At 49.0% G+C, this 22,930-nt stretch carries 20 protein-coding genes and 4 pseudogenes; 20 read left to right on the top strand and 4 right to left on the bottom strand.

The features are described from left to right. The first annotated feature begins 56 nt into the window (after positions 1 to 56). A pseudogene (locus tag KZ483_RS16720) lies at positions 57 to 973 on the top strand (aldo/keto reductase). 66 nt (positions 974 to 1,039) lie between these two features. Here the strand turns inward: KZ483_RS16720 and KZ483_RS16715 are convergent. Further along, entirely contained in the window at positions 1,040 to 1,696 is a 657-nt protein-coding gene (locus tag KZ483_RS16715; RefSeq protein ID WP_220348594.1) for a phosphatase PAP2 family protein, read from the bottom strand. 304 nt (positions 1,697 to 2,000) lie between these two features. On the opposite strand from KZ483_RS16715, the gene KZ483_RS16710 reads away from it, so the two are divergent. From KZ483_RS16710 to KZ483_RS28650, 6 genes and pseudogenes are all read left to right on the top strand, one after another. After that, on the top strand, positions 2,001 to 3,164 hold the full coding sequence (locus tag KZ483_RS16710; protein ID WP_220348592.1) for a peptidylprolyl isomerase: 1,164 nt from the start codon (positions 2,001 to 2,003) through the stop codon (positions 3,162 to 3,164). A 48-nt stretch (positions 3,165 to 3,212) separates the two neighbouring features. Next, positions 3,213 to 3,401 carry a DUF3006 domain-containing protein gene (locus KZ483_RS16705; protein WP_220348591.1) on the top strand — a complete coding sequence of 63 codons (189 nt, stop codon included), beginning with the start codon at positions 3,213 to 3,215 and terminating at the stop codon, positions 3,399 to 3,401. 53 nt (positions 3,402 to 3,454) lie between these two features. After that, the gene (locus KZ483_RS16700) at positions 3,455 to 3,994 is read left to right on the top strand and encodes a TraR/DksA C4-type zinc finger protein (protein ID WP_220348590.1); all 540 of its coding nucleotides are present in this window, start codon (positions 3,455 to 3,457) and stop codon (positions 3,992 to 3,994) included. 83 nt (positions 3,995 to 4,077) lie between these two features. Next, positions 4,078 to 5,244 (top strand): Gfo/Idh/MocA family protein, encoded by a 1,167-nt coding sequence (locus KZ483_RS16695; RefSeq protein WP_220348588.1) that lies wholly within the window; start codon positions 4,078 to 4,080, stop codon positions 5,242 to 5,244. A gap of 168 nt (positions 5,245 to 5,412) precedes the next feature. Beyond that, positions 5,413 to 7,473, top strand: a complete 2,061-nt coding sequence (locus KZ483_RS16690; RefSeq protein WP_220348586.1) for a transglycosylase domain-containing protein — start codon at positions 5,413 to 5,415, stop codon at positions 7,471 to 7,473. A 105-nt stretch (positions 7,474 to 7,578) separates the two neighbouring features. Further along, a pseudogene (locus KZ483_RS28650) lies at positions 7,579 to 7,662 on the top strand (flavoprotein); the annotation flags it as partial. Positions 7,663 to 7,750: 88 nt separating this feature from the next. Here the strand turns inward: KZ483_RS28650 and KZ483_RS16685 are convergent. Next, entirely contained in the window at positions 7,751 to 8,494 is a 744-nt protein-coding gene (locus KZ483_RS16685) for a GDSL-type esterase/lipase family protein (RefSeq protein ID WP_258881291.1), read from the bottom strand. Positions 8,495 to 8,678: 184 nt separating this feature from the next. On the opposite strand from KZ483_RS16685, the gene KZ483_RS16680 reads away from it, so the two are divergent. The 7 genes and pseudogenes from KZ483_RS16680 to KZ483_RS16650 all read left to right on the top strand — a co-directional run bounded on the left by KZ483_RS16680 (position 8,679) and on the right by KZ483_RS16650 (position 15,851). Further along, positions 8,679 to 9,194 (top strand): hypothetical protein, encoded by a 516-nt coding sequence (locus KZ483_RS16680; RefSeq protein ID WP_220348585.1) that lies wholly within the window; start codon positions 8,679 to 8,681, stop codon positions 9,192 to 9,194. A 322-nt stretch (positions 9,195 to 9,516) separates the two neighbouring features. Beyond that, a pseudogene (gene rpoD, locus KZ483_RS16675) lies at positions 9,517 to 10,410 on the top strand (RNA polymerase sigma factor RpoD); the annotation flags it as partial. A 110-nt stretch (positions 10,411 to 10,520) separates the two neighbouring features. Beyond that, complete coding sequence (locus tag KZ483_RS16670) at positions 10,521 to 11,456, top strand: alpha/beta hydrolase (protein ID WP_220348583.1); 936 nt, start codon at positions 10,521 to 10,523, stop codon at positions 11,454 to 11,456. A gap of 262 nt (positions 11,457 to 11,718) precedes the next feature. Next, positions 11,719 to 13,342, top strand: a pseudogene (locus KZ483_RS16665) (spore germination protein). Further along, a complete protein-coding gene (locus KZ483_RS16660; protein WP_220353494.1) occupies positions 13,299 to 14,402 on the top strand; it encodes a GerAB/ArcD/ProY family transporter in 1,104 nt (367 codons plus the stop codon). Before KZ483_RS16665 ends, KZ483_RS16660 begins: the two are co-directional and overlap by 44 nt. Next, positions 14,380 to 15,612: a Ger(x)C family spore germination protein gene (locus KZ483_RS16655; protein ID WP_220348581.1), complete on the top strand. Its 1,233-nt coding sequence runs from the start codon at positions 14,380 to 14,382 to the stop codon at positions 15,610 to 15,612. Before KZ483_RS16660 ends, KZ483_RS16655 begins: the two co-directional genes overlap by 23 nt. Positions 15,613 to 15,635: 23 nt before the next feature. Then, a complete protein-coding gene (locus tag KZ483_RS16650) occupies positions 15,636 to 15,851 on the top strand; it encodes a CLC_0170 family protein (protein ID WP_220348579.1) in 216 nt (71 codons plus the stop codon). Positions 15,852 to 15,947: 96 nt separating this feature from the next. Here KZ483_RS16650 and KZ483_RS16645 read toward each other — a convergent pair whose 3' ends face one another. Continuing rightward, complete coding sequence (locus KZ483_RS16645) at positions 15,948 to 16,214, bottom strand: hypothetical protein (protein WP_220348577.1); 267 nt, start codon at positions 16,212 to 16,214, stop codon at positions 15,948 to 15,950. 176 nt (positions 16,215 to 16,390) lie between these two features. Between KZ483_RS16645 and KZ483_RS16640 the strand changes: the two genes are divergently transcribed. Further along, on the top strand, positions 16,391 to 17,986 hold the full coding sequence (locus KZ483_RS16640; protein WP_220353493.1) for a family 10 glycosylhydrolase: 1,596 nt from the start codon (positions 16,391 to 16,393) through the stop codon (positions 17,984 to 17,986). A gap of 103 nt (positions 17,987 to 18,089) precedes the next feature. Here KZ483_RS16640 and KZ483_RS16635 read toward each other — a convergent pair whose 3' ends face one another. Then, the gene (locus KZ483_RS16635; protein ID WP_258881290.1) at positions 18,090 to 19,574 is read right to left on the bottom strand and encodes an MDR family MFS transporter; all 1,485 of its coding nucleotides are present in this window, start codon (positions 19,572 to 19,574) and stop codon (positions 18,090 to 18,092) included. A 303-nt stretch (positions 19,575 to 19,877) separates the two neighbouring features. Between KZ483_RS16635 and KZ483_RS16630 the strand changes: the two genes are divergently transcribed. The 5 genes from KZ483_RS16630 to KZ483_RS16610 all read left to right on the top strand — a co-directional run bounded on the left by KZ483_RS16630 (position 19,878) and on the right by KZ483_RS16610 (position 22,890). Next, on the top strand, positions 19,878 to 20,063 hold the full coding sequence (locus KZ483_RS16630; RefSeq protein ID WP_220353750.1) for a hypothetical protein: 186 nt from the start codon (positions 19,878 to 19,880) through the stop codon (positions 20,061 to 20,063). Positions 20,064 to 20,091: 28 nt separating this feature from the next. Further along, entirely contained in the window at positions 20,092 to 20,730 is a 639-nt protein-coding gene (locus tag KZ483_RS16625) for a spore coat protein (protein ID WP_220348576.1), read from the top strand. A gap of 148 nt (positions 20,731 to 20,878) precedes the next feature. Next, entirely contained in the window at positions 20,879 to 21,145 is a 267-nt protein-coding gene (locus tag KZ483_RS16620; protein ID WP_220348575.1) for an HPr family phosphocarrier protein, read from the top strand. Between the two features lie 60 nt (positions 21,146 to 21,205). After that, complete coding sequence (locus KZ483_RS16615) at positions 21,206 to 21,904, top strand: response regulator transcription factor (protein WP_220348574.1); 699 nt, start codon at positions 21,206 to 21,208, stop codon at positions 21,902 to 21,904. Then, positions 21,904 to 22,890 (top strand): sensor histidine kinase, encoded by a 987-nt coding sequence (locus KZ483_RS16610; protein ID WP_220348573.1) that lies wholly within the window; start codon positions 21,904 to 21,906, stop codon positions 22,888 to 22,890. Before KZ483_RS16615 ends, KZ483_RS16610 begins: the two co-directional genes overlap by 1 nt. The last annotated feature ends 40 nt before the right edge of the window (positions 22,891 to 22,930 follow it).

The following is a 22,930-nucleotide window of genomic DNA, read 5'->3' as shown; positions in this document are numbered from 1 at the left end:
ACAAAAGACGGCTGGAAATTGGACATGCTGGAATATAGTCTATTGGAGGAGAAACAATGAACTACAGAACGCTCGGCAAATCAGGCTTGAAGGTATCGGAAATCGGCTATGGCGCATGGGGAATCGGCAAATCGATGTGGATCGGAGCATCGGACGATGAATCGCTTCAAGCATTAAACCGCTCCATTGAGCTTGGGCTTAATTTCATTGACACTGCGCTCGTCTATGGTGACGGCCACAGTGAAAAGCTGGTCGGACAAGTAATCAAAGCTCACAATGAACCGATTTATGCAGCCAGCAAAATCCCGCCTAAAAACATGCAGTGGCCTGCACGGAGCGAAGTCTGCGCAACCTCGGACTCGATACAATCGACGTCCAACAGTTTCATGTGTGGTCGGATGAATGGATTGACCAGGGAGACTGGCTCGAGGGCATACGCAAATTGAAGGAGCAGGGCAAAATCCGCTTCTTCGGCGTATCGATAAACGATCATCAACCGGGCAGTGCGGTTAAGCTGGTTGAATCGGGGCTTGTCGACTCGGTTCAGGTTATCTACAATATTTTCGATCAAAGTCCCGAAGATCAGCTGTTACCGGCCTGCGCAAAGCATAACGTCGGGGTTATCGTCAGGGTGGCGCTGGACGAAGGCGGTTTGACGGGCAGGATTACTCCTGAAACGACATTTGCGGAAAGCGATTTCCGCAATAATTACTTCCGGGGCGACCGCAAACAGGAAGTGTTTGATCGGGTCCGGCAAATCGCCACCGATCTGGGTATTGCAGTGGATGAAGTAGCGGAAAAAGCGCTTAGGTACGTGCTCAGCCACCCGGCTGTTTCCACGGTTATACCGGGCATGCGGTCGGTAGCCAACGTCGAACGGAATATGCGGGTGGGAGACGGACGGGGATTGCCGAAGGAGCAGTTGGAGAAGCTGAAGCCTCACCGCTGGATACGCAATTATTATCAAGCATAAGCTTAATATAAAGTCGATGTGTTCCCTACAAGGGAAGCATCGACTTTTTTAATTTGGGGATTCACTTTAATAGTCCAGCATCTTATAGCTGGGAGACGGAGAAGCTTTGCTGGCGCTTCTCTTTCTCTCCACAACCGCGAGCATCCGGTACACTACATCGGCAAGAAGAACTCCTGCTATAACATCCATGATTGCATGCTGCTTGATCATTAATGTCGAGACAATGACCAAGGCTGACATTCCATAAATTACGGTTTGATTGATCCGATTACGGAACGAGCTCGAATGAAGTGCTTTCATAACCATATAGCTGGAGAAGCAGTGAATGCTCGGAAAGCAGTTATACGGCTGATCGCGGTAGTATACATACGACAGCAGACTTGTGATCGGGTCCGAGCCTTCGAGCGCCGGCCGCGGAACCGTTGTTTGAAAGACAAGATAGATGGCGTAACAGGCAAGGGCGCAGATCGTATACGTAAGCAAACACCGGATGTACACGCGCGGATTTTTGGTAAAGAAGTAAATCAGGCATACGTAAATATAGAAAATCCAAATGGAATAAGGAAGGACAAACGCTTTGACGGTTGGTATCGAGTGATCCAGATCGGTCATCAGGTTATACACCTCGGAACCCGGTTGGTTCAGCAAGGCATACAGCCATCCAAGAACCGGAAAAATCAGCATTCCCGCGAGCGGCATAAAACGTTTATAACGTTTTGTCATAATGGTATGCAATTGAATATTCCCCTTTCAAAAACAATTAACGTGATTAATCATAAAATAATGAGCATGAAGATGCAATCGTGAATAATTGCAAACATGCTGAATTATACGACATTTATGTTAAAAAATAACAACAAAGATATTAACTGTTACCTGCGTAAGCGGTTGTTTGCTCGAAAGTGCCGATTCTTAGGTTTACGACTGAACCGCTTGCCCTTATTCCGGTTGATAGGATAGTCACTTCTTTCCTGCGACAATGATGCTATAATTAGTTGTAATTCAATAACGGGAAGGGGAATACATAATGAAAAAATCAATTAAACCGTTTGTGATCGGAACTCTTTTCGGTTCTTTGCTCACTGTATCTTCCGTCGCATTTGCCGACGACGGGATCCAGGCAATCAAGGCGCTGCTTAACAACAACGCAAAAATCACCGTGAATGGGAAAGCGTCTTCATTAACCAATCCGACTTTGTCCTATGAAGGGAAAACGTATGTTTATATTAAGGACATCGGCAAGCTGGTCGGCGCCACCGTCAGCTGGAACGCGAAGCAGAAAACCGTCGAAATCAAAACAAACGCTTCGACAGTCTCCGGGCAAACGGCCGCATCCAAAATTATCGCAACCTACCAGGGCGGTATAGTGACGGATAAGGAGTTCAATAAATATGCGAGGTTCTTCAGCATCGTGAATCCGCAAACCTCAGCTTACATGGGCGATCCGCAGATGAAGGAGCAGTTCCTGCGTGAATATATCGGTTATAAACTGTTGTATGCTAAGGTCGCGGAGAAAGTGATGACGAAGGAAGAGGAAGCGAAGATGAACGAGTTTCTCGGGCAGGTTAAGACATATTTAAGTCAGGCTCCCGAGATTAAAGCGGCCGCAGACAAGGAAGGCTTGTCCGAAGGCGACTTCAAGCACTTCTACATGATGATCACAGGCGCAATGAATGATATCGAGAGCAAAGTGACGGATGCCCTCATACAGGCGGAATTCGAGAAAACGAAGGCCGATTATAATGTTGTTTCGGTAAGGCATATCCTTGTCTCCACAACCGATCCGCAAACCGGCAAGCAGCTGCGGACGGATGAAGAGGCTCTGACTCGCGCACAGAAAGTAAAAGGGCTCCTGGATGCAGGCGGAGATTGGAATGTCCTAGCCAAAGAATATTCCGATGATCCCGGCTCGAAGGATAGTGGCGGGTTGTATGAGGATCAGCAATCCAAGCTTTGGGTAACCGAGTTCAAGGACGCTGCAAACACGCAGCCTGTAGGCAAAACAGGCGATCCGGTGAAATCCGCCTTCGGTTATCATGTCATGAAGGTGGAGAAGCGGGTTTCCAAGACGTTCGATCAATTGTCGGCGGGCGACCAGCTGCAAATCAAGCAGTCGATCGCATCGAGGATTTTGAATGATTTTATGACAAACGAGCTGCCCGGGAAAATAACCAAAATCGATCTGACGTAATTGGGATCACGGCAATAAATTTGTGGAGGTGCAAAGATCCAAGCCGATATGCAGGATAACAAATGTAAGGTCAAGAGAACCGGCGTTATAGTCCGCTTCGAGCCGGATACCGCTGTGCTGGTAATCGATGATAAGGAGATTCATGTTCCTTCGGCAAAAGTGAGCCCAGGCGTGAAAGAAGGCGACGAGGTTATGTGGACTGGAGGCGAGTGGTGCGTGTCATCTCCATCCGGGTAAGGAGTAGGTACGGGATCATCTGATTCCGAATTTCCTTACAAGGAGGAAATCGCATGAATACGATGAAAGAATCCGAGCTTGGACAGCTGAAGGATAAGCTTCTGGAAGAGAAGCGCCAATTGGAAAATCATTTCAGTTTGAGCGGGGATTCCGAGGAGCTTGGAACGATGACGGATTCAACCGGAGAGCTTTCCTCCTATGACAACCATCCAGCGGAAATTGCTACCGAGACAAGCGACCGGGAACGCGATATGGCAATTGACAAAGTGATTGAGCTTAAGCTTGATGAAGTGAACCTGGCGCTTGAAAGGATAGATAAAGGAACCTACGGCCGCTGCGAGGTGTGCGGAATTCCGATTCCGTCCGAAAGGCTGCAGGCTATTCCGTCCACTTCATATTGCAAGAATCATACGCCTGACCGAAATATTGCCGAAGATCGGCCCGTTGAAGAACAAGTTATGACGCCGCCTCCTTCGGGAGCGGGAATAAACCGCCAGCGGCATGCCGGCCGTTTCGACGATGCCGACGCCTGGAAATCGCTCGAGAGCTATGGAGATTCGGATTCCGGAGGCAGCGATACGAAAGAAGGCTAAAGGCTTTCCGTTGTAGTGCAGTGTAATGCAGCCGCGCCGCTGCAGGTTTGTTTCTCGCATATTTTTCGCTGGAGGGAAATGTCATGGATAAAATAAAGATCGGCATTATAGGCACCGGTTTTTCTGCGGGTTTCCATCTGGAAGCGCTCCGGCGGCTCCCTCATGTGGAGGTTGTTGCAATTGCGGGGAGTACGGTCGCTAAAGCAGAGGCGACAGCTGCACGTTATGCCATCCGCAAAGCATACGGCTCGTGGGAAGCTCTAATCCATGATGACGAAGTGGAATCGGTCCATAATTGTACGCCAAACGACCTTCATTTCGAGATTAACTCGGAAGCGCTTCGGCTCGGCAAGCATATATTGTCCGAAAAGCCTTTGGCGATTGACAGCAAGCAATCAGCAAAGCTCGTCGCGCTCGCTGAAGCGAGCTCCGTCGTTAGCGGCATCTGCTTTAACTACCGTCACTTTCCGCTTGTCGCGGAAGCGAAAAGGAGAATAATGTCGGGCCGTTCCGGCAGGATCAATCTGGTAACGGGCGGTTACTTACAGGACTGGCTCCTGGAGGAGACGGACTATAATTGGCGGTTGTTTCCCGAGCGCTCCGGACCTACCCGGGCGATCGCAGATATCGGTTCGCATTGGTGCGATCTTATTCAGCATCTGACGGGAGATAAGATCGCCCAAGTGTTCGCGGATCTGAAGACGGTGCATCCTGTACGCAAGATGCAAAGTGAAGAAAGCGGAAACGGCGAATATACCGGATTTCCCGTCCGCACCGAGGATTTCGGCACTGTACTTGTGCATTTTGCAAGCGGGGCCCACGGTGTGTTTACCGTATCGCAAGTAAGCGCAGGCCACAAGAACAAACTAACCTTCGACATTGCCGCCGCCAACGAATCGCTGCGCTGGGATCAGGAGAAGCCAAACCGGTTGTGGCTCGGGCGCCGGGGGCAGGCGAACAGGGAGATAGGTACGGATCCTACGGAGCTCTCAGAGGAGGCCGCCGCAATGGTTCATTATCCCGGCGGCCACGAGGAGGGGTGGCCGGACGGTGTCAAGAACTTATTCATTGATTTCTACGATACCGTCTCCCGGCGTCATCTGGGAGGCGATGAGGAGAAGCCGAAGACCTTTGCATCATTTCGAGACGGGCATTATATTGTCCTCATTAATGAGGCGATCGCTCAGAGCCATTCCAGGAAGGTGTGGGTGAATGTAAACGATACCCTCGATAGTCCTGATTCCAAGTAAAACTGATTCCCGCGTAAAAATATCTTCTACCCGGCATCGCTTCCCGGCGGCAAATCGGGCTTGGATTAACGATGTTCTCAGGCCTAACGTACTGAAAACCGGCTGTTCCTTCGAATGCTTATAGTCTGCGATTACTGCAGGTGACAGGATAAGCTTGGAGGCAAACATATGAAACCGGTTATTAATAAGCGGTCAAACAGTGGAAGAGCATGGAACAGGATTATTATTAGCGCAATATTGGCAGCGAGTTTATTAAGCCTCTTGGCTTGGGCGGTATTCCGCTTGTTGGTGGCGGGGCAGGATATAACGCGGCTCGACAAGCCGCTGCCGGCTGCAACCATTATCTATGACCAGAAGGGGAAGGAAGCGACCCGGATTTCACTTAATTCCTTCGAGCCCGTAAGCTATGACAGCCTGCCGAAGCAATTGGTTGACGCGGTTGTCGCGGTTGAGGATAAACGATTTTTCGAGCATGACGGGATGGATATATGGGGGATTATACGTGCGCTGTTTACAAATTTGACGAACGGGAGAACCGTTCAGGGAGCAAGTACGGTTACCCAGCAGTTGGCCAAAAACGTCTTTTTGTCCCAGGAGCGAACCTGGTCGAGGAAATGGAACGAAGTTCTGCTGGCCAAAAAAATCGAGGAACACTATAGTAAGCCTGAAATCATGGAAATGTATTTGAACCGGATTTATTTCGGTGAAGGGGCTTGGGGAATCAAGCGGGCCGCTGCAGTTTATTTCGGCAAGCCGGTCAATCGGCTCAGCCTTGCCGAGTCCGCTATGCTGGCGGGCATCGTCAAGGCGCCTTCAGCACTATCGCCGTATAAAAACCCGGAGAAGGCCAGGGAACGCCGTAACATCGTGCTTCAGCTTATGAAGGAGCAGGGCAAAATCAGCCCGGATATGTTCGATAAGGCAGTTCGGGAACCGGTTAAGCTTCAAGGGTCCAGACCCGATCGCGGCGAAGCGGTCAAATATCCTTACTATGTGGATCAGATCGTACGCGAAGCCTCGCTTAAGTATGGCATGACCGAAAATGAGGTGCTTCATGGAGGGCTGCGTATCTATACCACCCTGGATACGAAAATGCAGCAGGCGGCCGAACGGGTTTATGCACAGGAAGCATTGTTCCCCGAGAGCACGGCGGATCAGCTTATCCAAAGCGGCGCCGTTCTGGTCGATCCGCGCGACGGCGGTATCAAAGCGCTAATTGGAGGACGGGGCAAGCAGCCTTTTCGCGGATTTAACCGGGCCGTCCAGCTTAAGCGTCAGCCCGGCTCTACCATGAAGCCGATTTCGGTATACACGCCCGCCTTCGAACAAGGCTATAGCCCGGGCGATATACTGCTGGACGAGCCGATTAATATCGGAGGGTACCAGCCGAAAAATGCGGGAGGAGCTTATCATGGCGAGGTATCGATTTATGAGTCGATCGTACATTCGTACAACGTACCGGCTGTCCGCTTGCTGAACGATATCGGCATCGACGCGGGTATGGAAGCTTCAGAACGGTTCGGTATCCGGCTTACCGATGCAGACCGGACGCTGGGTCTTGCTTTGGGCGGCTTGCAGGAAGGCGTATCGCCTCTGGAGATGGCAGAGGCATTCGGCGCATTTGCCAATAACGGTACCCGGATGCCGGCTCATTCGATTGTCCGAATCGAGTCCGCCGATGATGAGATTCTGGCAGAGGCAGATCACGACGCGGGATTGAAAGTGACGGAACCGTCCGTTGCCCATACGATGACGTCAGTGCTTCAAGGCGTTGTCAGGGAAGGTACCGGCGAGGCTGCTGCCCTGCCTGATCGACCGGTTGCCGGCAAGACGGGAACGACGGAAATGCCGGGTTCAGGCGGACAGGGGGCCAAAGACAACTGGTTCGTGGGGTATACCCCGCAGCTTGTCGGAGCCGTGTGGCTGGGATACGATCATACGGATGGGGGTCATTATTTGACGACAACCTCCAAAGCGGCAGCGGCGGTTTTCCAGGCATTGATGACTGAGGCGCTTAAGGATGAGCCTGTTCTCGCTTTTCCTCAATCGAAGGCCGCCCAAGCCGGCAAAGACGATGAACGCGGGAATTATGACTCGAAGGAAGAGAAATGGAAACCGGACAAAGACCGCGGGAAGAAAGACGATGATAATAAGGAGTCGGGAGAAGACAAGCATGAAAAGCGGAAAGACAAGGAGAATGGCAAGAAGGAAGGAAAAGGAAAAGATTGACAGCCAGAAGAGTGTGAGATAAATTGTGCTGTAACTTAATTCAGCCAAAGAGCAGGATGATAATATGAATGGGAACAAGGTCAAGCTTCTCTCGATCTCCGGTATAAGCCGACAGCTGTGATCAGTGCCTCACCTTCGCCAACAGGCGGAGAGAAGGCACACGCTTCGCTTCTGTTAACGCTCATGATGGAATAGTCACGGATCCGGAAACGGAAGCTTAGTGAACACATTGATCGGCTGTCAATTCCCCGGGTGCTTGTAATTAGTAATTAAATATTCAAATTTCGATGCGTACAGCTTGCAGCGTACTCCGCAGGACCTCTGCCATAATATTGTAGCCCAGTACATTGGGATGAAGTCCGTCTGAGGCTAGCTCAGAGCGCAATGTTCTTCCGTCCGGACCTGTCATATACGAATGGTAGTCAACGTAAACCGCTTGTTCTTTGACTGCAAGGAGCCGCAGTCCTTGGTTTATTTGATTTATCAGCTCATTGCGTAGGGCAACGCTGTTGTCCCGGCAGGAAAGCAGCGGCTCGTACGTAAAGCATGGAATTCCTCTTCCGGTTGGTAAATTCGATCCGATGATCGGGATAATACCGATTGCTTTTGCCAGTCGGATCATGCGGCAGAAGTCTGATATCGTCCCTTGGAAAATATCTTCGGGCGTCGTTCTCTCCCAAGGCTCAAATGCATCCAGCCTCCACGTATTGTTCGTGCCTCCCATAATATGCACAAATTTCGGTTTCAATTGCAGAACATCTGCGGCAAACCTTCTTACCATATGTGCTGTTATATCACCTGAAATACCCCGGTTCACTACGTAATCTCCAGCTCGTCCGAAGTACGTCTGCAAGTCCCAAAATTCCGTTATCGATTCTCCGATAAACAGAAATTGTACAGGCATTCTATGATAAACAATTTGCTCGTTCCAGGCATCGTAAGTGTGGCGCATACGATCCGCGGGAGCTGCAATGGCGAAGTTTCCCGGCCGAATAGTGGGCATATCCGTATTCAATGACATAAGTGTCCCTTCCTTCGCATTGATTAGTTCCGTTTCGGTCCCCAATAAACAGACTATGTGTTTTTAAAAGACTGTATGAATCGCAGATCAATTATTAAAATCCGGACCTCTGTAACCATTTTGCAACAATTTGGACAGATAGATCGTTTATAGTTTATATCAGAATCGGGAAGGAGCCCTTTACGTGAAAAAAACAACGCTAGGCGCAACGATATTCGTTGTCTGTCTTTCTATATCCTTTATGTCTGCGTATGCAACCGACAATGGAGGCGGTAAGCCCGCTGCGACTAAACCGGTGACGGAGACAGCCTATATCGACCACATGGACGTTAAGGATGGGAAATTGTTCATTGATACGGATTATATTGATTGGTATGAGGGGAAAGAGGCGGATAAAGTCTTTCTTGAGCATGAGGGGGATTCCGGTCTGGATGGGGCTCCGGACGGCTACTACATAGTCAACGACAGCACCCGGCTGCGCTCATTCGAAGTGGCGCCGGATGCACAGATACTGATGCAAATCTATGATCATTCGGGAAATCCGGAAGATGTGAATGTGGCTTGGAATGAACCCGTTTCAACGGCAAAATTCAAAGAAATCTATCGCAACAACAGTCTGCTTGACATAAGCGATTATCCGTTTCATCTGGAGATTAAAGACGGCGTAGTGGTGAAAATCGTGCAGCAATATATTCCTTAAACCGCCTTTCTCAATGGCGGTTTTCTTTTGTTTACAAATGTAAAAGAAAACATGAGCTCCACGCGCATTATGCCGCACTTTGTTACATACCGCTCGTATTGGTTAGAGGCACTCATGAGGACAAATAAAAAACCGATACCGTAGGGGCATCAGTTGAATTCGAAATAGGTTTATGTTATTATGATAGGTAACATTTAATAGATAAAATTTGTAACAATCAAATTAATCATATCACGGACTTCTTTTTTTGTCAATAAAGAAAGTCGAAAGCAGTACGGTATTTCATTGGAACCCGCATTAATCGGGCGAAGGAGCTGCGGATATGGAAAATGAACGTGATGATAAAGCGCTTAATCTTGAAGCTGAATTTTCATTGCCTGCTGGAATCAATATGGATGACCCGGTGAGAATGTATCTAAAGGAAATCGGACGCGTACAGCTGCTCTCATCCGAGGAAGAAGTGGAACTGGCAGTCAGAATCAGCAACGGCGATCCAGAGGCGAAGCGGAGGCTCGCTGAAGCCAATCTGCGTCTTGTCGTCAGCATAGCAAGGCGTTATGTGGGGCGCGGTATGCTGTTTCTCGATTTGATCCAGGAAGGTAATATGGGATTGTTCAAGGCTGTAGAAAAATTCGATCATTCAAAGGGATTTAAATTCAGCACGTATGCCACATGGTGGATTCGTCAGGCAATTACCCGGGCGATTGCCGATCAGGCCAGAACGATCCGCATTCCTGTGCATATGGTGGAAACGATCAATAAGTATACCCGTATATCCAGACAGCTCCTGCAATCGCTTGGACGCGAGCCGACTCCGGAAGAGATCGCGCAAGAAATGCAGCTTGGCACCGATAAAGTTCGGGAAATCATGAAAGTTGCCCAGGAACCGGTTTCGCTTGAAACGCCGGTCGGCGAAGAAAGCGATTCTAAGCTTGGCGATTTCATCGAAGACCACGATGCTCTTGCTCCAATGGATGCCGCAGCGTTTCAACTGCTTAAGGAACAGCTCCGTGATGTCCTGGATTCACTTACGGAGCGGGAGGAGAACGTGCTGCGCCTTCGGTTTGGGCTGGATGACGGACATACGCGAACGCTTGAAGAGGTGGGCCGGGTATTCGGCGTTACCCGCGAAAGAATTCGCCAGATTGAAGCGAAAGCATTACGGAAGTTAAGGCACCCGAGCCGGAGCAAACGGCTGAAAGATTTTCTGGACTAATGAAATCATTCATCATCAACACGTTATCAGGAAGATTATAGTGTAATATTCGATCGGGAATTTGTTAGAATAAGGAATAAGTATAACAGATCCCGATCGGAGGAAATTTCTTGAGAAGCTCCCATTTTCGCTTGTCCGAGGATAATCTTTATGTTTATAAATGGGAACCGTACGAAGCGGACCGGAGCGTCGGCATTATTCAATTGGTTCACGGTTCCTGCGAGCATGGAGGCCGATATGAAGATTTCGCCCGCTATCTGACAGAGCAGGGATACATCGTCTACGCAAGCGATCTTAGAGGTCATGGCAAATCGGCTGCCAATTCGGCGGATCTCGGCTATTTTGGAGAGCGGGACGGCTGGAACAAAATGGTTGCAGACCTTGGTCTAGTAACGAGGCGTGCCGGGGAAGAACACCCCGGCTTGAAAATCATTATGTTGGGCCATAGTATGGGGTCTTTCCTCGCACGTCATTATGCAACTCTGTTCGGCAGTGAAATCGATGGACTCATATTGGTGGGAACTGCCCACCAGTCGAGGTTCCTTCTAAAAATGGCGAAGCTTCTTGCGCTTATTGAAATTCGAGTCTTTGGAATCAGGCATCGAAGCACCTTTTTAACCAGATTGTCATACGACACGTTCAACAATCGGATCGTACCGGCCAGGACCAAGCAGGACTGGCTTACTCGTGATGAAGCGGTTGTAGACCGTTTCATAGAGGACAATTGCTGCGGTTTTGTCTTAACGGCCGGTGGCTTTCGGGATATGTTTAACGGGCTGCTCTATATTACCGACCCGGTCAACATAAGGCGTACGAGAAAGGATTTGCCGATTTTCTTATTATCCGGACAGGAAGACCCCGTTGGCTCCTACGGTAAAATGGTGCGAAGGGCTTACGACCGGTACCGGACTGCAGGCGTTTCCGATCTTCAAGTAAAGCTGTATAAAGAAATGCGCCATGAATTGCTGAATGAAAGAGGCAGGGAACAAGTCTACTGCGATATCTTGGAATGGGTAACGGGTAAGCGGGAATCGAATAATAAATAGTGAGTAATGAACAGCCCTCCGGTATTTCGTACCGGAGGTTTTTTCATTCACGGCAAGTAGCAGTCTTTCAAGCTTTAATGAATAGTTCGAAGAAAATAATGGTAGCCTAACGGTATTGGGCTCACTACAACCGCTGTGGGAAGGAGGGAATTGCATGTCGTTATGGCGGTTTCTTATTGAGAAACAGAAGAACTGGAATCGACCTGGATCCGCGTCCGGCTCCGGATCGGCAAAGCCGCAAAAACAACCGCCGAATCAGATTATGGAAAGTCTCGGGGATGAAGTGACCGGGGACTCCGTAGACGCTTTAATCGCATTCTTGCAAGATTTGCTGAGCGGAAGTCAAGATTTCGTCATTCGCGAGTTTGACGTAATGGGTCAATACCGGGCTGCTATATTCTACTTCTACAGCTTGTCCGATTCAGTGATGCTGAACGAGGAGATTCTGCAGCCCCTGATGGGGGCTTACGGGCAACCGCAAGAAACGGATCGGATAGAGATCAAAGTAACCAAAAGGTCCATAATGATGAAGCTTCTGCCCTTTTGCTCTGTAAAAACAACCTCCAGTCTTGCCGATATGGTGGATGCCCTTATTAAAGGGACCACAATCATTGCTGTTGACGGATTAGATGTAGTGTTTCTGACGGGGGACCGCAGCGTTGAGAAACGCTCAATCGACCAGCCGCCCACCGAACAGGTTGTACAAGGCCCGCGTGAGGGATTCATCGAGCACCTGGACAGTAACCTTGGATTAATCCGGTATCGCCTGTAGACGCCGGATTTGCACATTCGCATATCTCCGATCGGGCGTGTCAGCAAAACTAAGGTTGCGATTTGTTACTTGGAGGGGATAGTAAATCCCAGTCTGGTTAAGGAAGTCGAAAACCGATTATCGAGGGTCGATATCGACGCAATTCTGGATGCCGGTTATCTGGAGCAATGTATCGAGGACAACTATTTATCACCGTTTCCTCAAGTGCAGTATACGGAAAAACCGGATAAAGTCGCTGCCAATCTGTTGGAGGGAAGAGTTTCCATCCTCGTGGACGGTACACCGTTCGCGATGATCGTTCCCCGCTCTATTCAGCCAATTTTACCAAGTCACCGAAGATTATGCGTCCCGGTTTCTGCAGGGAAGCTTCATTCGTTTGGTTCGTGTGATCGCTCTTGTGTTCTCATTGATCTTCCCGTCGCTTTACGTGGCGATCATCTCGTATAATCCCGAATTAATTCCGACAGAGTTTGCCGTGGCGGTAGCCGGAGCTAGAGCCGGCGTTCCGTTTCCGTCGTTTATTGAAGTGCTCATTATAGAAATTTCCATGGAAGTTCTCCGCGAAGCTACGATTCGTCTGCCGCAGCAGGTTGGCGGGGCATTGTCCATTGTCGGCGTACTGGTTGTCGGACAAGCGGCGGTTTCAGCCGGTTTTGCGAGTCCTATTACAGTTGTTGTGATCGCGCTGACCACGATCGGTTCTTTCGCGACGCCCGCTTATAATGCGGCTTTTGCCTTAAGAATGCTTAGATTTCCGCTCATTATCCTTGCAGGCATGTTCGGACTGTACGGAGTAATGGTCGGCCTGATTCTGATCGGCAACCATATGTTGGCTTTAAAATCGTTCGGCGCTCCGTATTTAAGCCCGGCTGTTCCGGGAGACTTTCAAGGTATGAAGGACTTGGTCATTCGTGCACCTATTTGGTCAATGAAGAAGAGACCTGCCATTCTGCGTTCCCCTAATCGCATCCGCATGGGGGATCAGACCAAACCAAACCCCAGGAAGCAGTCGGATCCACTGGATCCCGGAAGAAACCGGCATTCAGGCAAAGGAGAGGATCAAATTGGAAATGCGCCAAATCACAGCGATTCAAACGGCGGCGATACTCATTAGCACCATCATTGGAGTCGGAGTTCTTGCACACCCCCGATTGGCCGTACTTGCAGCAGATACCGGAGCTCCTATCGTGACAGTGCTGGGAGCTCTTCTTGGTATAGCGGGACTGTCTCTGGTTACGATACTGGGTGTCCGTTTTCCACAAAAATCAATTGCACAATACAGTGAAATGATATTGGGAAAGTGGATCTCCCATCTTGCCAGCTTTTGCATTATCCTATTCTTCGCTGAGCTGACCGCGCTTGCATCGCGTGAATTCGGCGAGGTGGTCGTCACTTCCGTACTCAAACAAACGCCCATAGAAGTGACGGTTATTGTCATGCTGCTGCTTGCCGCAATGATCGCAAGAAAAGATATCAGAACGTTCGCTTATGTCCATTTATTTTATTTGCCATTTATTATATTGCCTGGCCTCGTGATCGTAACGCTATCTTTGAAAAATGCCAGAGTATTAAATTTGTTGCCGGTTTGGGGTGCCGGCCCTGACGGCGTGTTCTCGGGAATACTAACCATCGCCACCTTGTTTCAAGGATCTTTCATAATGACCTTGGTCATCCCTTTTATGCGCCAACCCCGGAAAGCGTACATATCGGCATTCTGGGGTTGGCTAATTGCGGGAGGTTTCTATGTGCTCATCGTTATTGCGACGGTGGCGGTTTTCGGAACGGAAGAAATCAAGCTGATGCTATGGCCTACGCTGGAATTAGCCAAAGCAACCTCGCTTCCGGCAAATATATTGGAGAGACTGGACGCCGCCTTTCTGGCAGTCTGGGTCACCGCAGTGTTTACGACACTTTTTTCCAGCTACTATTTGACGATGAAAACCATGACTCAGCTGCTGCATTTGCGCGATCATCAGATGTTTTCGTATTTTATTCTTCCGTTTATCTTTTTGCTCGCCATGCTCCCGCAGAGTGTGCTGCAATTGTACGAGATTATTGAGATTGTCGGTCGAATTGGCCTCATTATCACGATTGGCTATCCCAGCTTGCTGCTTGCAATTGCTCTCATCCGTAAACAAAGGGGTGAACCGAATGCCGGGTCCGAAGAGAGTTAAGACGATCCTTTTGTTGCTGCTTCTGGGCTTAACGTTTCCTCTTCTGGCTGGCTGCTGGGACAGGCTTGAGATTGAAGAACGGGCTGTAATCCTCGCTATCGCTATTGACAAAGCAGCAGGAAAGGAGGGCCTCCAGGAAAGCGAAGTATCTCATATAAAAGGTGCAATACCGGCCCCTGATACCGGCCAAATCCGTCTTACAGCCCAAATAGCGGTTCCGGGGCGTATTCCTCTGGGACCGGGTGAAGGCGGCGGGGGAAGTTCCTCGCAGAAACCTGTTTGGGTTCTATCCGCAACCGGACATTCGATTGATGACGCGATGATGGTATTGCAGCAGGAGCTCGCCGACAGGATTTTTCTGGGGCATCTGCGCGTTATTATCGTCTCGGAACAAGTTGCCCGCAGAGGGATGGGGGATATAAACGATTATTTGCGGCGTAATCCGGAGGTGCGGCGGCTCGCTTGGTTAGCCGTCTCGCGTAGAAACGCGGGTGAGATGATGAAAGCGGCTCCGCAGCTGGAGAGAGTACCGGGTCTGTATTTGATGGCCATGTTTGATCATGCCGTGCAGATGGGCAAGTATCCAAACGAATTTATCGGCGTATTTTGGAGCAAGGCTTCAAGCAAAGGAGTTGAACCGATACTCCCTGTGCTGGAGATCAAGGATAGCGGAAACATCGAAATAAAAGGGCTGGCTTACTTCAAAAAAGATAAACTCGTCGGGACTTCAAAACCTTTGGAAATCGGCCTATACATGGCTTTAACCAATGTGCACCGCGGTGGATATACCGGATTCGTTCCTATGCACGGTTTGGCTCCCTCTATCATGGTTAGATCCACACACAGGAAAACGCTGACGAAGGTTTACTTCAAAGATGGAGAACCGCGTGTGAATGTACATATATTTCTCGAACATAACGTTGAAGAAAATATACTGGAGTCCTTCCCTATCGATAAACAAAGAGATTTGGATGAAATTGCTGAGCGGGATTCGGCTTTGGTTAAAGAAGCGGCTGCTGCCCTTATTAAGGAGACACAGAAGGCAGGCTCGGATATTTTCGGCTTTGGGGAGCATTTTCGGGCCAAAATGCCAGGCTATTGGAACCGGCACGTCCGGACGAAAACGAACTGGGAGGAGATTTATAAAGATTTGCCGATCAACGTCCATGCTACCGTGCGCATGCGGCGAGTCGGGATGAAAGCCAAATAAAAAGAAAAGCGGTGGGAAGGATCATGTTTCAGCAGAACATCGGTTACCTTAATTTCATCGTACTCATATTCGTCTGTTCGGGATATTTAATCCTGCGGGTGGATGTGAAACATTATACTAAAGCGAATTTGGTGCAGGAGGGGAGACTCGCCCGTTTCTTAGGTTGGACGAACATCAGCTTAGGAATCACGGTCTTGGTTTTCTCGATTATCTCCTCAGTGGTTGCTTCGTTAATGTAACGGGGGATTGGTCCTCGCGCCTGACCCTTGCAGGGTACAGATATAATTCTAGTCAAGGCGCGAAGGTGAGGATGAATACTTATGCCGGTTACTGAATTAAATCGAGATAAGACCTTTATCGATAATTTCCTGCTCAAATTCGTTCGCGTATTTGCCCATGCAGTTGCAGTAGTAGTCCTTGCGGCAAATCGGGCAGGGAACATTGAGCAGACGATTGACGCCGATTATTTTCCAATCCGGATTTTTACTGTAAATAAGCCGGCACTGCGTGTTGTCCGACAGCGTTGCCACAAAATGATAAAGTCCCGATTCAACGTTGCTGTCCGCCACTACTAGGCTCTTGATTTGAAATTTAAGTGTCATTTGAATCTCCTGTAACCGTATTTTAAATATGCAAAGCCTTATTAAATGGATTATACCACAATTGCCACAGCGAGTTTTATATTAATTAATGACAATCTTTTTTTGTTCATAAACAGCAACAATTTCAAATGGCAGACGTCAATATATAGCGATGACTATATATTGGGGGATTAATGATGAGATTACGGAAATACACGGTCCTGCTGCTCTTTACAGTGTTGTTCTTCTCTATAATGATTGTTTCGGTTCAAGCCCAGGATGCCCGGAGAATCGGTATTTATTTGGATGGACAGGAGATTAAGAGCGACGTATCCCCGTATATTTTGCCGAAAGCCGGCGTTACTTTGGTGCCTTTGCGGGTGATAAGCGAAGGGCTTGGAGCGGGGGTGGACTGGACGCAAAGAACGAAGACCGTAACGATAAGTTGGCCGGCAACGACGATCAAGCTGACCGTCGGTCAGCCTTATGCATATGTGAAAGGAAGCCGCGCATCATTAGGAGTGCCGGTCGAATCCAGATTGGACAGGGTGATGGTACCGCTTCGATTTGTCGGTGAGCAGCTCGGTCTTAAGGTTAATTGGAATCCATCCGATTCAACGATTTCTCTTATCTCCCCCGGTGTAACTGAACCGGCGGCCGGTGACGGCGGTGAGGCGGGACGCGCAGGTCTCAGGGGGGTATGGGTCTCAACGGTGTTCAATCTGGATTGGCCTACAACCGGCTCCTATGGAAATTCGCTTAAGCAGCAGGAGGAATTCCGGAAGCTGCTGGATGATTTGCAAGCTATAGGGATGAACACGGTTTTTGTTCAAATCCGTCCCGCCGGCGACGCTTTATATCCCTCCTCGCTTGTCCCGTGGTCCAGATTCCTGACGGGAACGAGCGGGAAAGCACCGGATTACGATCCGCTTGCCTTCATGATTGATGAGACCCACAAGCGCGGAATGGAATTTCATGCCTGGTTCAATCCGTTCCGGGCAACCGAATCGAGCGCCGCAGCGAACGTTGAAAATTTGGCTGACAGCCATGTAGTGAAGCAGCATCCGGAGTGGATCGTGAATTCGAACAACAAGCTCTACATTAATCCCGGAATTCCCGCAGCGCGCCAGCATATTATCGATGCGATAATGGAAGTGGTCGATCAGTATGAGGTTGACGGCGTTCATCTCGACGATTACTTCTACCCTACTGATGCGCCGTTCAGTGACGATCTTACGTTCCGGACCTATAACGACAAACAGATAGCCGGCATTGCCGATTGGCGCAGGGACAATATCAATGAATTCGTGCGGCAGTTGGGAGAATCCATTCACAGTGCGAAACCGCAGGTCCAATTCGGTATCAGTCCATTTGGCGTTTGGCGCAACAAGGCGATGGATCCCACGGGTTCCGACACAAGGGCCAGCATTACTGCATTTGATTCGATGTATGCGGACGTGCGGACATGGGTCAAGCAGGAATGGATCGATTATGTCATCCCGCAAATTTATTGGAGTTTCTCGTTTGACAAGGCACGTTATGACACATTGGTCGATTGGTGGGCCAATGAGGTACGGGGCACGAATGTGAAGCTCTATATCGGCCATGCTGGATATAAGCTTGGCACATCCGAAGCAGGATGGCAAAGCGCACAGGAACTCATCGACCAACTCCAGTATAGCGCCGCACTTGTTCCCGAAGTAAGCGGAGATGTATTCATCAGCGCCAAGGATTTAAGGAAAAATCCTCTCGGGCTGATTGAAGCGCTCCAAGCGTATTACAAACTGAAATAAGAAGAATGGGCTGCCGATGTCCGGGAAACCGCTGTTAACAGGGTCTTCGGATCGGCAGCCTTTGAAGAAAGAAGCTTGATACGCCGGGATCTGAAAAACCGAATCAGACAGCTTCGTCTTGAGACGCGTTCCGTTGCGGTTTGATTAACCGCGCATTTCCGAGCAGGATGCTTGCAATCAGACTGATTCCGACAAAGACCGCACCGAGCAGGAACAATTGCGCAAGCGAGCGGCTGAACAGGTTCTCTAGTGTCAGCAAAGCTTCCCCAGTGAGGGCTGCGCGTCTGCCGCTGTCCAGAAGGGCTTGCGTATCTGTTCCCGACATTCTCCGGGTCAGCAGCCAGCCGAATACGCTGACACCGATCGTCCCGCCAATGGACCGGAAAAATTGCGAGGAGGAGGAGGCAGTTCCGCGATTATGCGTATCTACCGCGGTTATCGCGGCGGTGCCGAGCGTCGGATAAACAGCCCCCATCCCAAGACCGGTGATGATCAAGTACAGAACAATTTCAAATATCGTCGTGTCTGCGGTCATTTGACTGAGAAGGATAAAGCCTGCCGCCATCATGGCAATGCTTGGTACGAGAATGGTACGATAGGAAGCTTTACCCATTAAACGCCCTCCGGCATTCGAAGTGATAACCGTAGAGAGCATGAGGGGAGTTAATATATAGCCGGCGACGGAAGGACTGACCCCGATTACGCCTTGTACGTACAATGGAATGTAAGCGATCGCGCCAAACAGGCCCGCGCTTACGAAAAAACCGGCGATATTTCCGAATGCGATAGTGCGTATCTTGAACAGACGGAGTGGGACAATCGGTTCTTTCGCCTTCGTTTCAATCCATAGAAAAAGTGTTAGAAATACTGCTCCGCTGCCGAGCAATCCGGTAATTTGCGGTGATTCCCAGGCATAATGTGCACCGTCTCCGCTTCCGGCCATTACCAAAGCCAGCAATAAAGAAACGACAGCTGCACACAACGTGATGGCGCCAGACCAGTCGATGATTCGTTTCTCGTGACTCTTACTCTCCTTCAATGCCATTCCCACGATGAAGAGAGCGGGAATTCCGATCGGAAGGTTAATAAAAAATATCCATCCCCAATTCAAATATTCGACAACAAACCCTCCGACAGTCGGGCCGCATATACTGGATATCGCGAACACGGCTCCGAACAAGCCTTGGAATTTGCCGATTTTCCCTGGAGGGTATATATCGGCGACGATGGCAAAGGCAACCGGCATTAAGGCTCCGGCACCAAGGCCTTGAATTCCTCTGAAAACAATCAATTCGGTCATATTACCGGCAAAGCCGCATAGAGCGGAGCCGATCAGAAACAGGGTCAGGCCGGTCATATAAATCCTTCTGCGTCCGAACAAATCGGCCATCTTGCCGTAAATCGGCATTGTTGTTGTTGAAGCCAGCATATAGACGGTAAAAACCCAGCTGTACAGATTAAGTCCGTTCAGCTTGTTGATAACGGTCGGCATAGCCGTAGACACGATGGTTTGATCGATAGACGAGAGGACCAGTCCCATTAATAATGCGCTCGTAATCAAGCCGGCCTTCGGTTGTTCAATTGACACCTTTATACACTCCCTACATATTGGAATCACTTACAGGGGATTGACACTCTGCAGGCCTGCAAAAGCGGTATTAAAAATATAAGGGAAAATTAAAAAAAAGAATAGACTGTTTCCGAACGGTGAGTTATTCTATAGCTAGAGTATGCCCCGAATGAAATCTCTCCGTATCTGACTATTTCTAGTCGGATACGGAGTTTTTTGTTTCAAGTTGATTTTTTCCAATATTTTATGAATAAAAGACGGCCTAGTCATAGAAAATATAATGTAATTCCAGTTTTTTCAGTTCAAGAAAGGGGGCAAGCAATGGGGGAAGACGCAAACTATAACCGGAACCGGCACGATGGGAGCGACAATAACGGCCAAAGCAGCTCCGAGGTGCACGGCGGCGAATTTAGAAAAGGCCGTCTCAGCCAGTTCAAGAACAACAATCCGACCGGTGAAGAAATTCCAAACGAGTTTATTAACAAGGAAGAAAATGAGCAGAATTGAAAACTAGAAAACAAACGGAGGCTACATAATGGCTGCACATTTAGGCGCTCATGAGGTAATGGAAGTACACGAGATATTAACGGAAGCAATTAACACGGCAAATCATTTTCAACTGCTGCGTCCCTACGTGAAGGACCAGCATCTTGCACAGCTGCTCGATCATCAGCTTCAGTTTTTGACGCAGGAATACAATAGTACGGTTCAACTGCTTCAGCAACAAGGCGCAGGCCAGGCGGTCACTTATCAGTCGCCCCGTAATGTTTCGCCGACTTACGGACTCGACCATCCCGCTCAGCATAGACCGGTCTCCGGAATCAATGAGTTGAATGATCGCGACGTGGCGAGCGCAATGCTGAGCTGTCATAAAAATGGCGCCGCGAAAAAAATGATGGGCGCGTTGGAATGCGCGAACCCGCAGCTTCGCCACACGCTCCAGCAAGGAGCCATCAATTGCGCGGAGCAAGCCTATGAAGTATGGGGCTATATGAATCAGAGAGGCTATTATCAAGTCCCTACGATGAAAGAAGTGACGACAGATACAGTCCTGAGCGCATATGCTCCATCTGGAGCGATGCAGGCTAATCAACAGATGCAGGCAAATCAACAGATGCAGGCAAATCAACAGATGCAGGCAAATCAACAGATGGCTCCGTTTAACATGCAGTAAGCCGGGAGCTTATAAGAAGAGACGTTCCTCGCGGAACGTCTTTTTTTGTTGCGAGCCTGTCCGGGATGATTTACTTGGTTCCTCCAATGGTAGTAAACTTATAGTTGCGCATAAGCGGCGGATTATTAATCGGGGGAAGGTGGGTCACATGAGAGTACACCGGTTTATCATTAATGCTAATATTCAGCGAAGCGATCTGACAGAAATCTCGGCAAAATCCTCACGGTTTATCTCAGATATCAGAATGGAATATACGAATGAAGACGGCCTGGAATGCTTCGTGGATGTGAAGAGCCTGCTTGGCATGCTGCTGCTGCCCATCAAAACCGGCACTGCTATTCGTTTAGTAACCAAAGGGAAAGACGAGGAAGAAGCGCTGGATTATATATATAAGCTGTTTGAGGCATACGTTTAGACGTTATTACGGCTGCTGCACCCTCAGCGGAAGAGAATACGGGTAAAGGATGAGTGAATCATGTTTAGAATTCTTATTGTTGAAGACGACAAGGGGCTTGTCAGCTTGCTCGAAGAGCATTTGCATAAATTCGGCTATACAACTCAAGCGGTGGTTAATTTTGAGAAGGTGCAATCCGAGTTTGAACAATTTGCACCTCATCTCGTCCTGATGGATATAAATTTGCCTAAGTATGACGGATATTATTGGTGCCGGCAAATTCGCGGCAGTTCCACTTGTCCTATTCTTTTTATTTCCGCACGCGAAGGGAAAATGGATCAAGTAATGGCTATTGAAAACGGGGCGGATGATTATATTACAAAGCCTTTCGACTATGAAATTGCAACAGCCAAAATTAAAAGCCTGCTTCGCCGGGCTTACGGTACATATGCGGGGACGTTTAATGAACGGTCAATTGAAGTCGAAGGATTAACACTGGATATCGAACGGCTAATTCTCTCGTTTAAGGATGCTAAAGTGGAAATCAGCCACACCGAAGCGAAAATAATGGATGAGCTGATGAAGAAGTCAGAGCGGGTGGTGAGCCGTGACCGGCTGCTGGAGAAAATATGGGATGATGAAACGTTCGTTGACGATAATACGTTGAACGTTTACGTGAACCGCGTCCGCAAAAAATTAACGACATTAAACATTAATGATGCTCTGCAAACAATTCGCGGTCAAGGGTACAGGCTGCTGCCGAACTGGGGGAGTGAATAATGAAGCTTTTCCTGCGTGAGCAGCTCCCTCTTTTTTACATATATCTTGCTCAGCTGCTTGTCATTACGCTTATATACCGGCTTGACGGCCACCGCAGCCTTGCGGTCAGCTTATATGCATGCTTGCTAAGCGGGTGCCTCTTTATAGGCTATCTAATATACCGATATCTCACGAATCGCAGTTTCTATAACCGGATGGAAAATCCGCTCGCCGGCAGTGAAGATTTTGCGGGAAATAATCAGCAAACCCCTCTGGCTGAAGGCTTACAGCATCTTCTAAAAAGCCAATTCCGTCATTATCAGAAGGATATTCTCCGCTATAGGCACAAAATCGACGATCATATTCAGTTCATAAATCAGTGGGTACATCAGATGAAAACTCCTGTATCGGTCATCCACCTAATGATTCAAAACGAAGACGAGCCGCGCCTGCATGCCATCGGCGATGAATTAGACAAGTTAAAAAAAGGGCTTGAGATGGTATTATATACAGCGCGGCTTGATGCGTTCGAGCACGACTTTGTTGTTGAAGCGCTGGACCTGGAAACTATTATACGAACCGTTACGTCAAGTCAGAAGCGGCTGTTTATCCGCAGCCGGATTTTCCCCGTTATTCGGATGGAAGGCAGGATTGGTATCGCCTCGGATGAGAAATGGCTTTCGTTCGTCATAACGCAGCTTATTACGAATGCGGTCAGATATACAGTGGAAGACAATAGAAAGATTCATTTTCACGGATATATTCATGGCGTAAACGGGGTACTGGAAATCCAGGATGAAGGCGTCGGAATTCCGGCCGGCGATCTGCCGCGCATCTTCGATCCTTATTTTACGGGTGAGAATGGACGTAATTTTCAGGAGTCGACCGGGATGGGACTTTATCTCGTTAAGCAAATATGCGGTAAGCTTGGCCACCGGGTTGAACTGGAATCAACCGCCGGGGAAGGAACGGTCGTCCGGATAATATTCAACCTTACAAAGCTGTAAGCAAATGTAATCTTGAACGATAGCTGAGCCGTACCTGGAC

It is taken from the genome of Paenibacillus sp. sptzw28 (genome assembly GCF_019550795.1).
Taxonomy (GTDB): domain Bacteria; phylum Bacillota; class Bacilli; order Paenibacillales; family Paenibacillaceae; genus Paenibacillus_Z.
Note: the sequence above shows the minus strand (reverse complement) of the source record. Positions and strands in the feature narration are given on the sequence as shown.

Coding starts and splice junctions, on each gene's coding strand:
- KZ483_RS16715 (WP_220348594.1), bottom strand. CDS start 1,696: ATGACAAAACGTTATAAACGTTTTATGCCGCTCGCGGGAATGCTGATT.
- KZ483_RS16710 (WP_220348592.1), top strand. CDS start 2,001: ATGAAAAAATCAATTAAACCGTTTGTGATCGGAACTCTTTTCGGTTCT.
- KZ483_RS16705 (WP_220348591.1), top strand. CDS start 3,213: ATGCAGGATAACAAATGTAAGGTCAAGAGAACCGGCGTTATAGTCCGC.
- KZ483_RS16700 (WP_220348590.1), top strand. CDS start 3,455: ATGAATACGATGAAAGAATCCGAGCTTGGACAGCTGAAGGATAAGCTT.
- KZ483_RS16695 (WP_220348588.1), top strand. CDS start 4,078: ATGGATAAAATAAAGATCGGCATTATAGGCACCGGTTTTTCTGCGGGT.
- KZ483_RS16690 (WP_220348586.1), top strand. CDS start 5,413: ATGAAACCGGTTATTAATAAGCGGTCAAACAGTGGAAGAGCATGGAAC.
- KZ483_RS16685 (WP_258881291.1), bottom strand. CDS start 8,494: ATGTCATTGAATACGGATATGCCCACTATTCGGCCGGGAAACTTCGCC.
- KZ483_RS16660 (WP_220353494.1), top strand. CDS start 13,299: ATGCGCCAAATCACAGCGATTCAAACGGCGGCGATACTCATTAGCACC.
- KZ483_RS16655 (WP_220348581.1), top strand. CDS start 14,380: ATGCCGGGTCCGAAGAGAGTTAAGACGATCCTTTTGTTGCTGCTTCTG.
- KZ483_RS16650 (WP_220348579.1), top strand. CDS start 15,636: ATGTTTCAGCAGAACATCGGTTACCTTAATTTCATCGTACTCATATTC.
- KZ483_RS16645 (WP_220348577.1), bottom strand. CDS start 16,214: ATGACACTTAAATTTCAAATCAAGAGCCTAGTAGTGGCGGACAGCAAC.
- KZ483_RS16640 (WP_220353493.1), top strand. CDS start 16,391: ATGAGATTACGGAAATACACGGTCCTGCTGCTCTTTACAGTGTTGTTC.
- KZ483_RS16630 (WP_220353750.1), top strand. CDS start 19,878: ATGGGGGAAGACGCAAACTATAACCGGAACCGGCACGATGGGAGCGAC.
- KZ483_RS16625 (WP_220348576.1), top strand. CDS start 20,092: ATGGCTGCACATTTAGGCGCTCATGAGGTAATGGAAGTACACGAGATA.
- KZ483_RS16620 (WP_220348575.1), top strand. CDS start 20,879: ATGAGAGTACACCGGTTTATCATTAATGCTAATATTCAGCGAAGCGAT.
- KZ483_RS16615 (WP_220348574.1), top strand. CDS start 21,206: ATGTTTAGAATTCTTATTGTTGAAGACGACAAGGGGCTTGTCAGCTTG.
- KZ483_RS16610 (WP_220348573.1), top strand. CDS start 21,904: ATGAAGCTTTTCCTGCGTGAGCAGCTCCCTCTTTTTTACATATATCTT.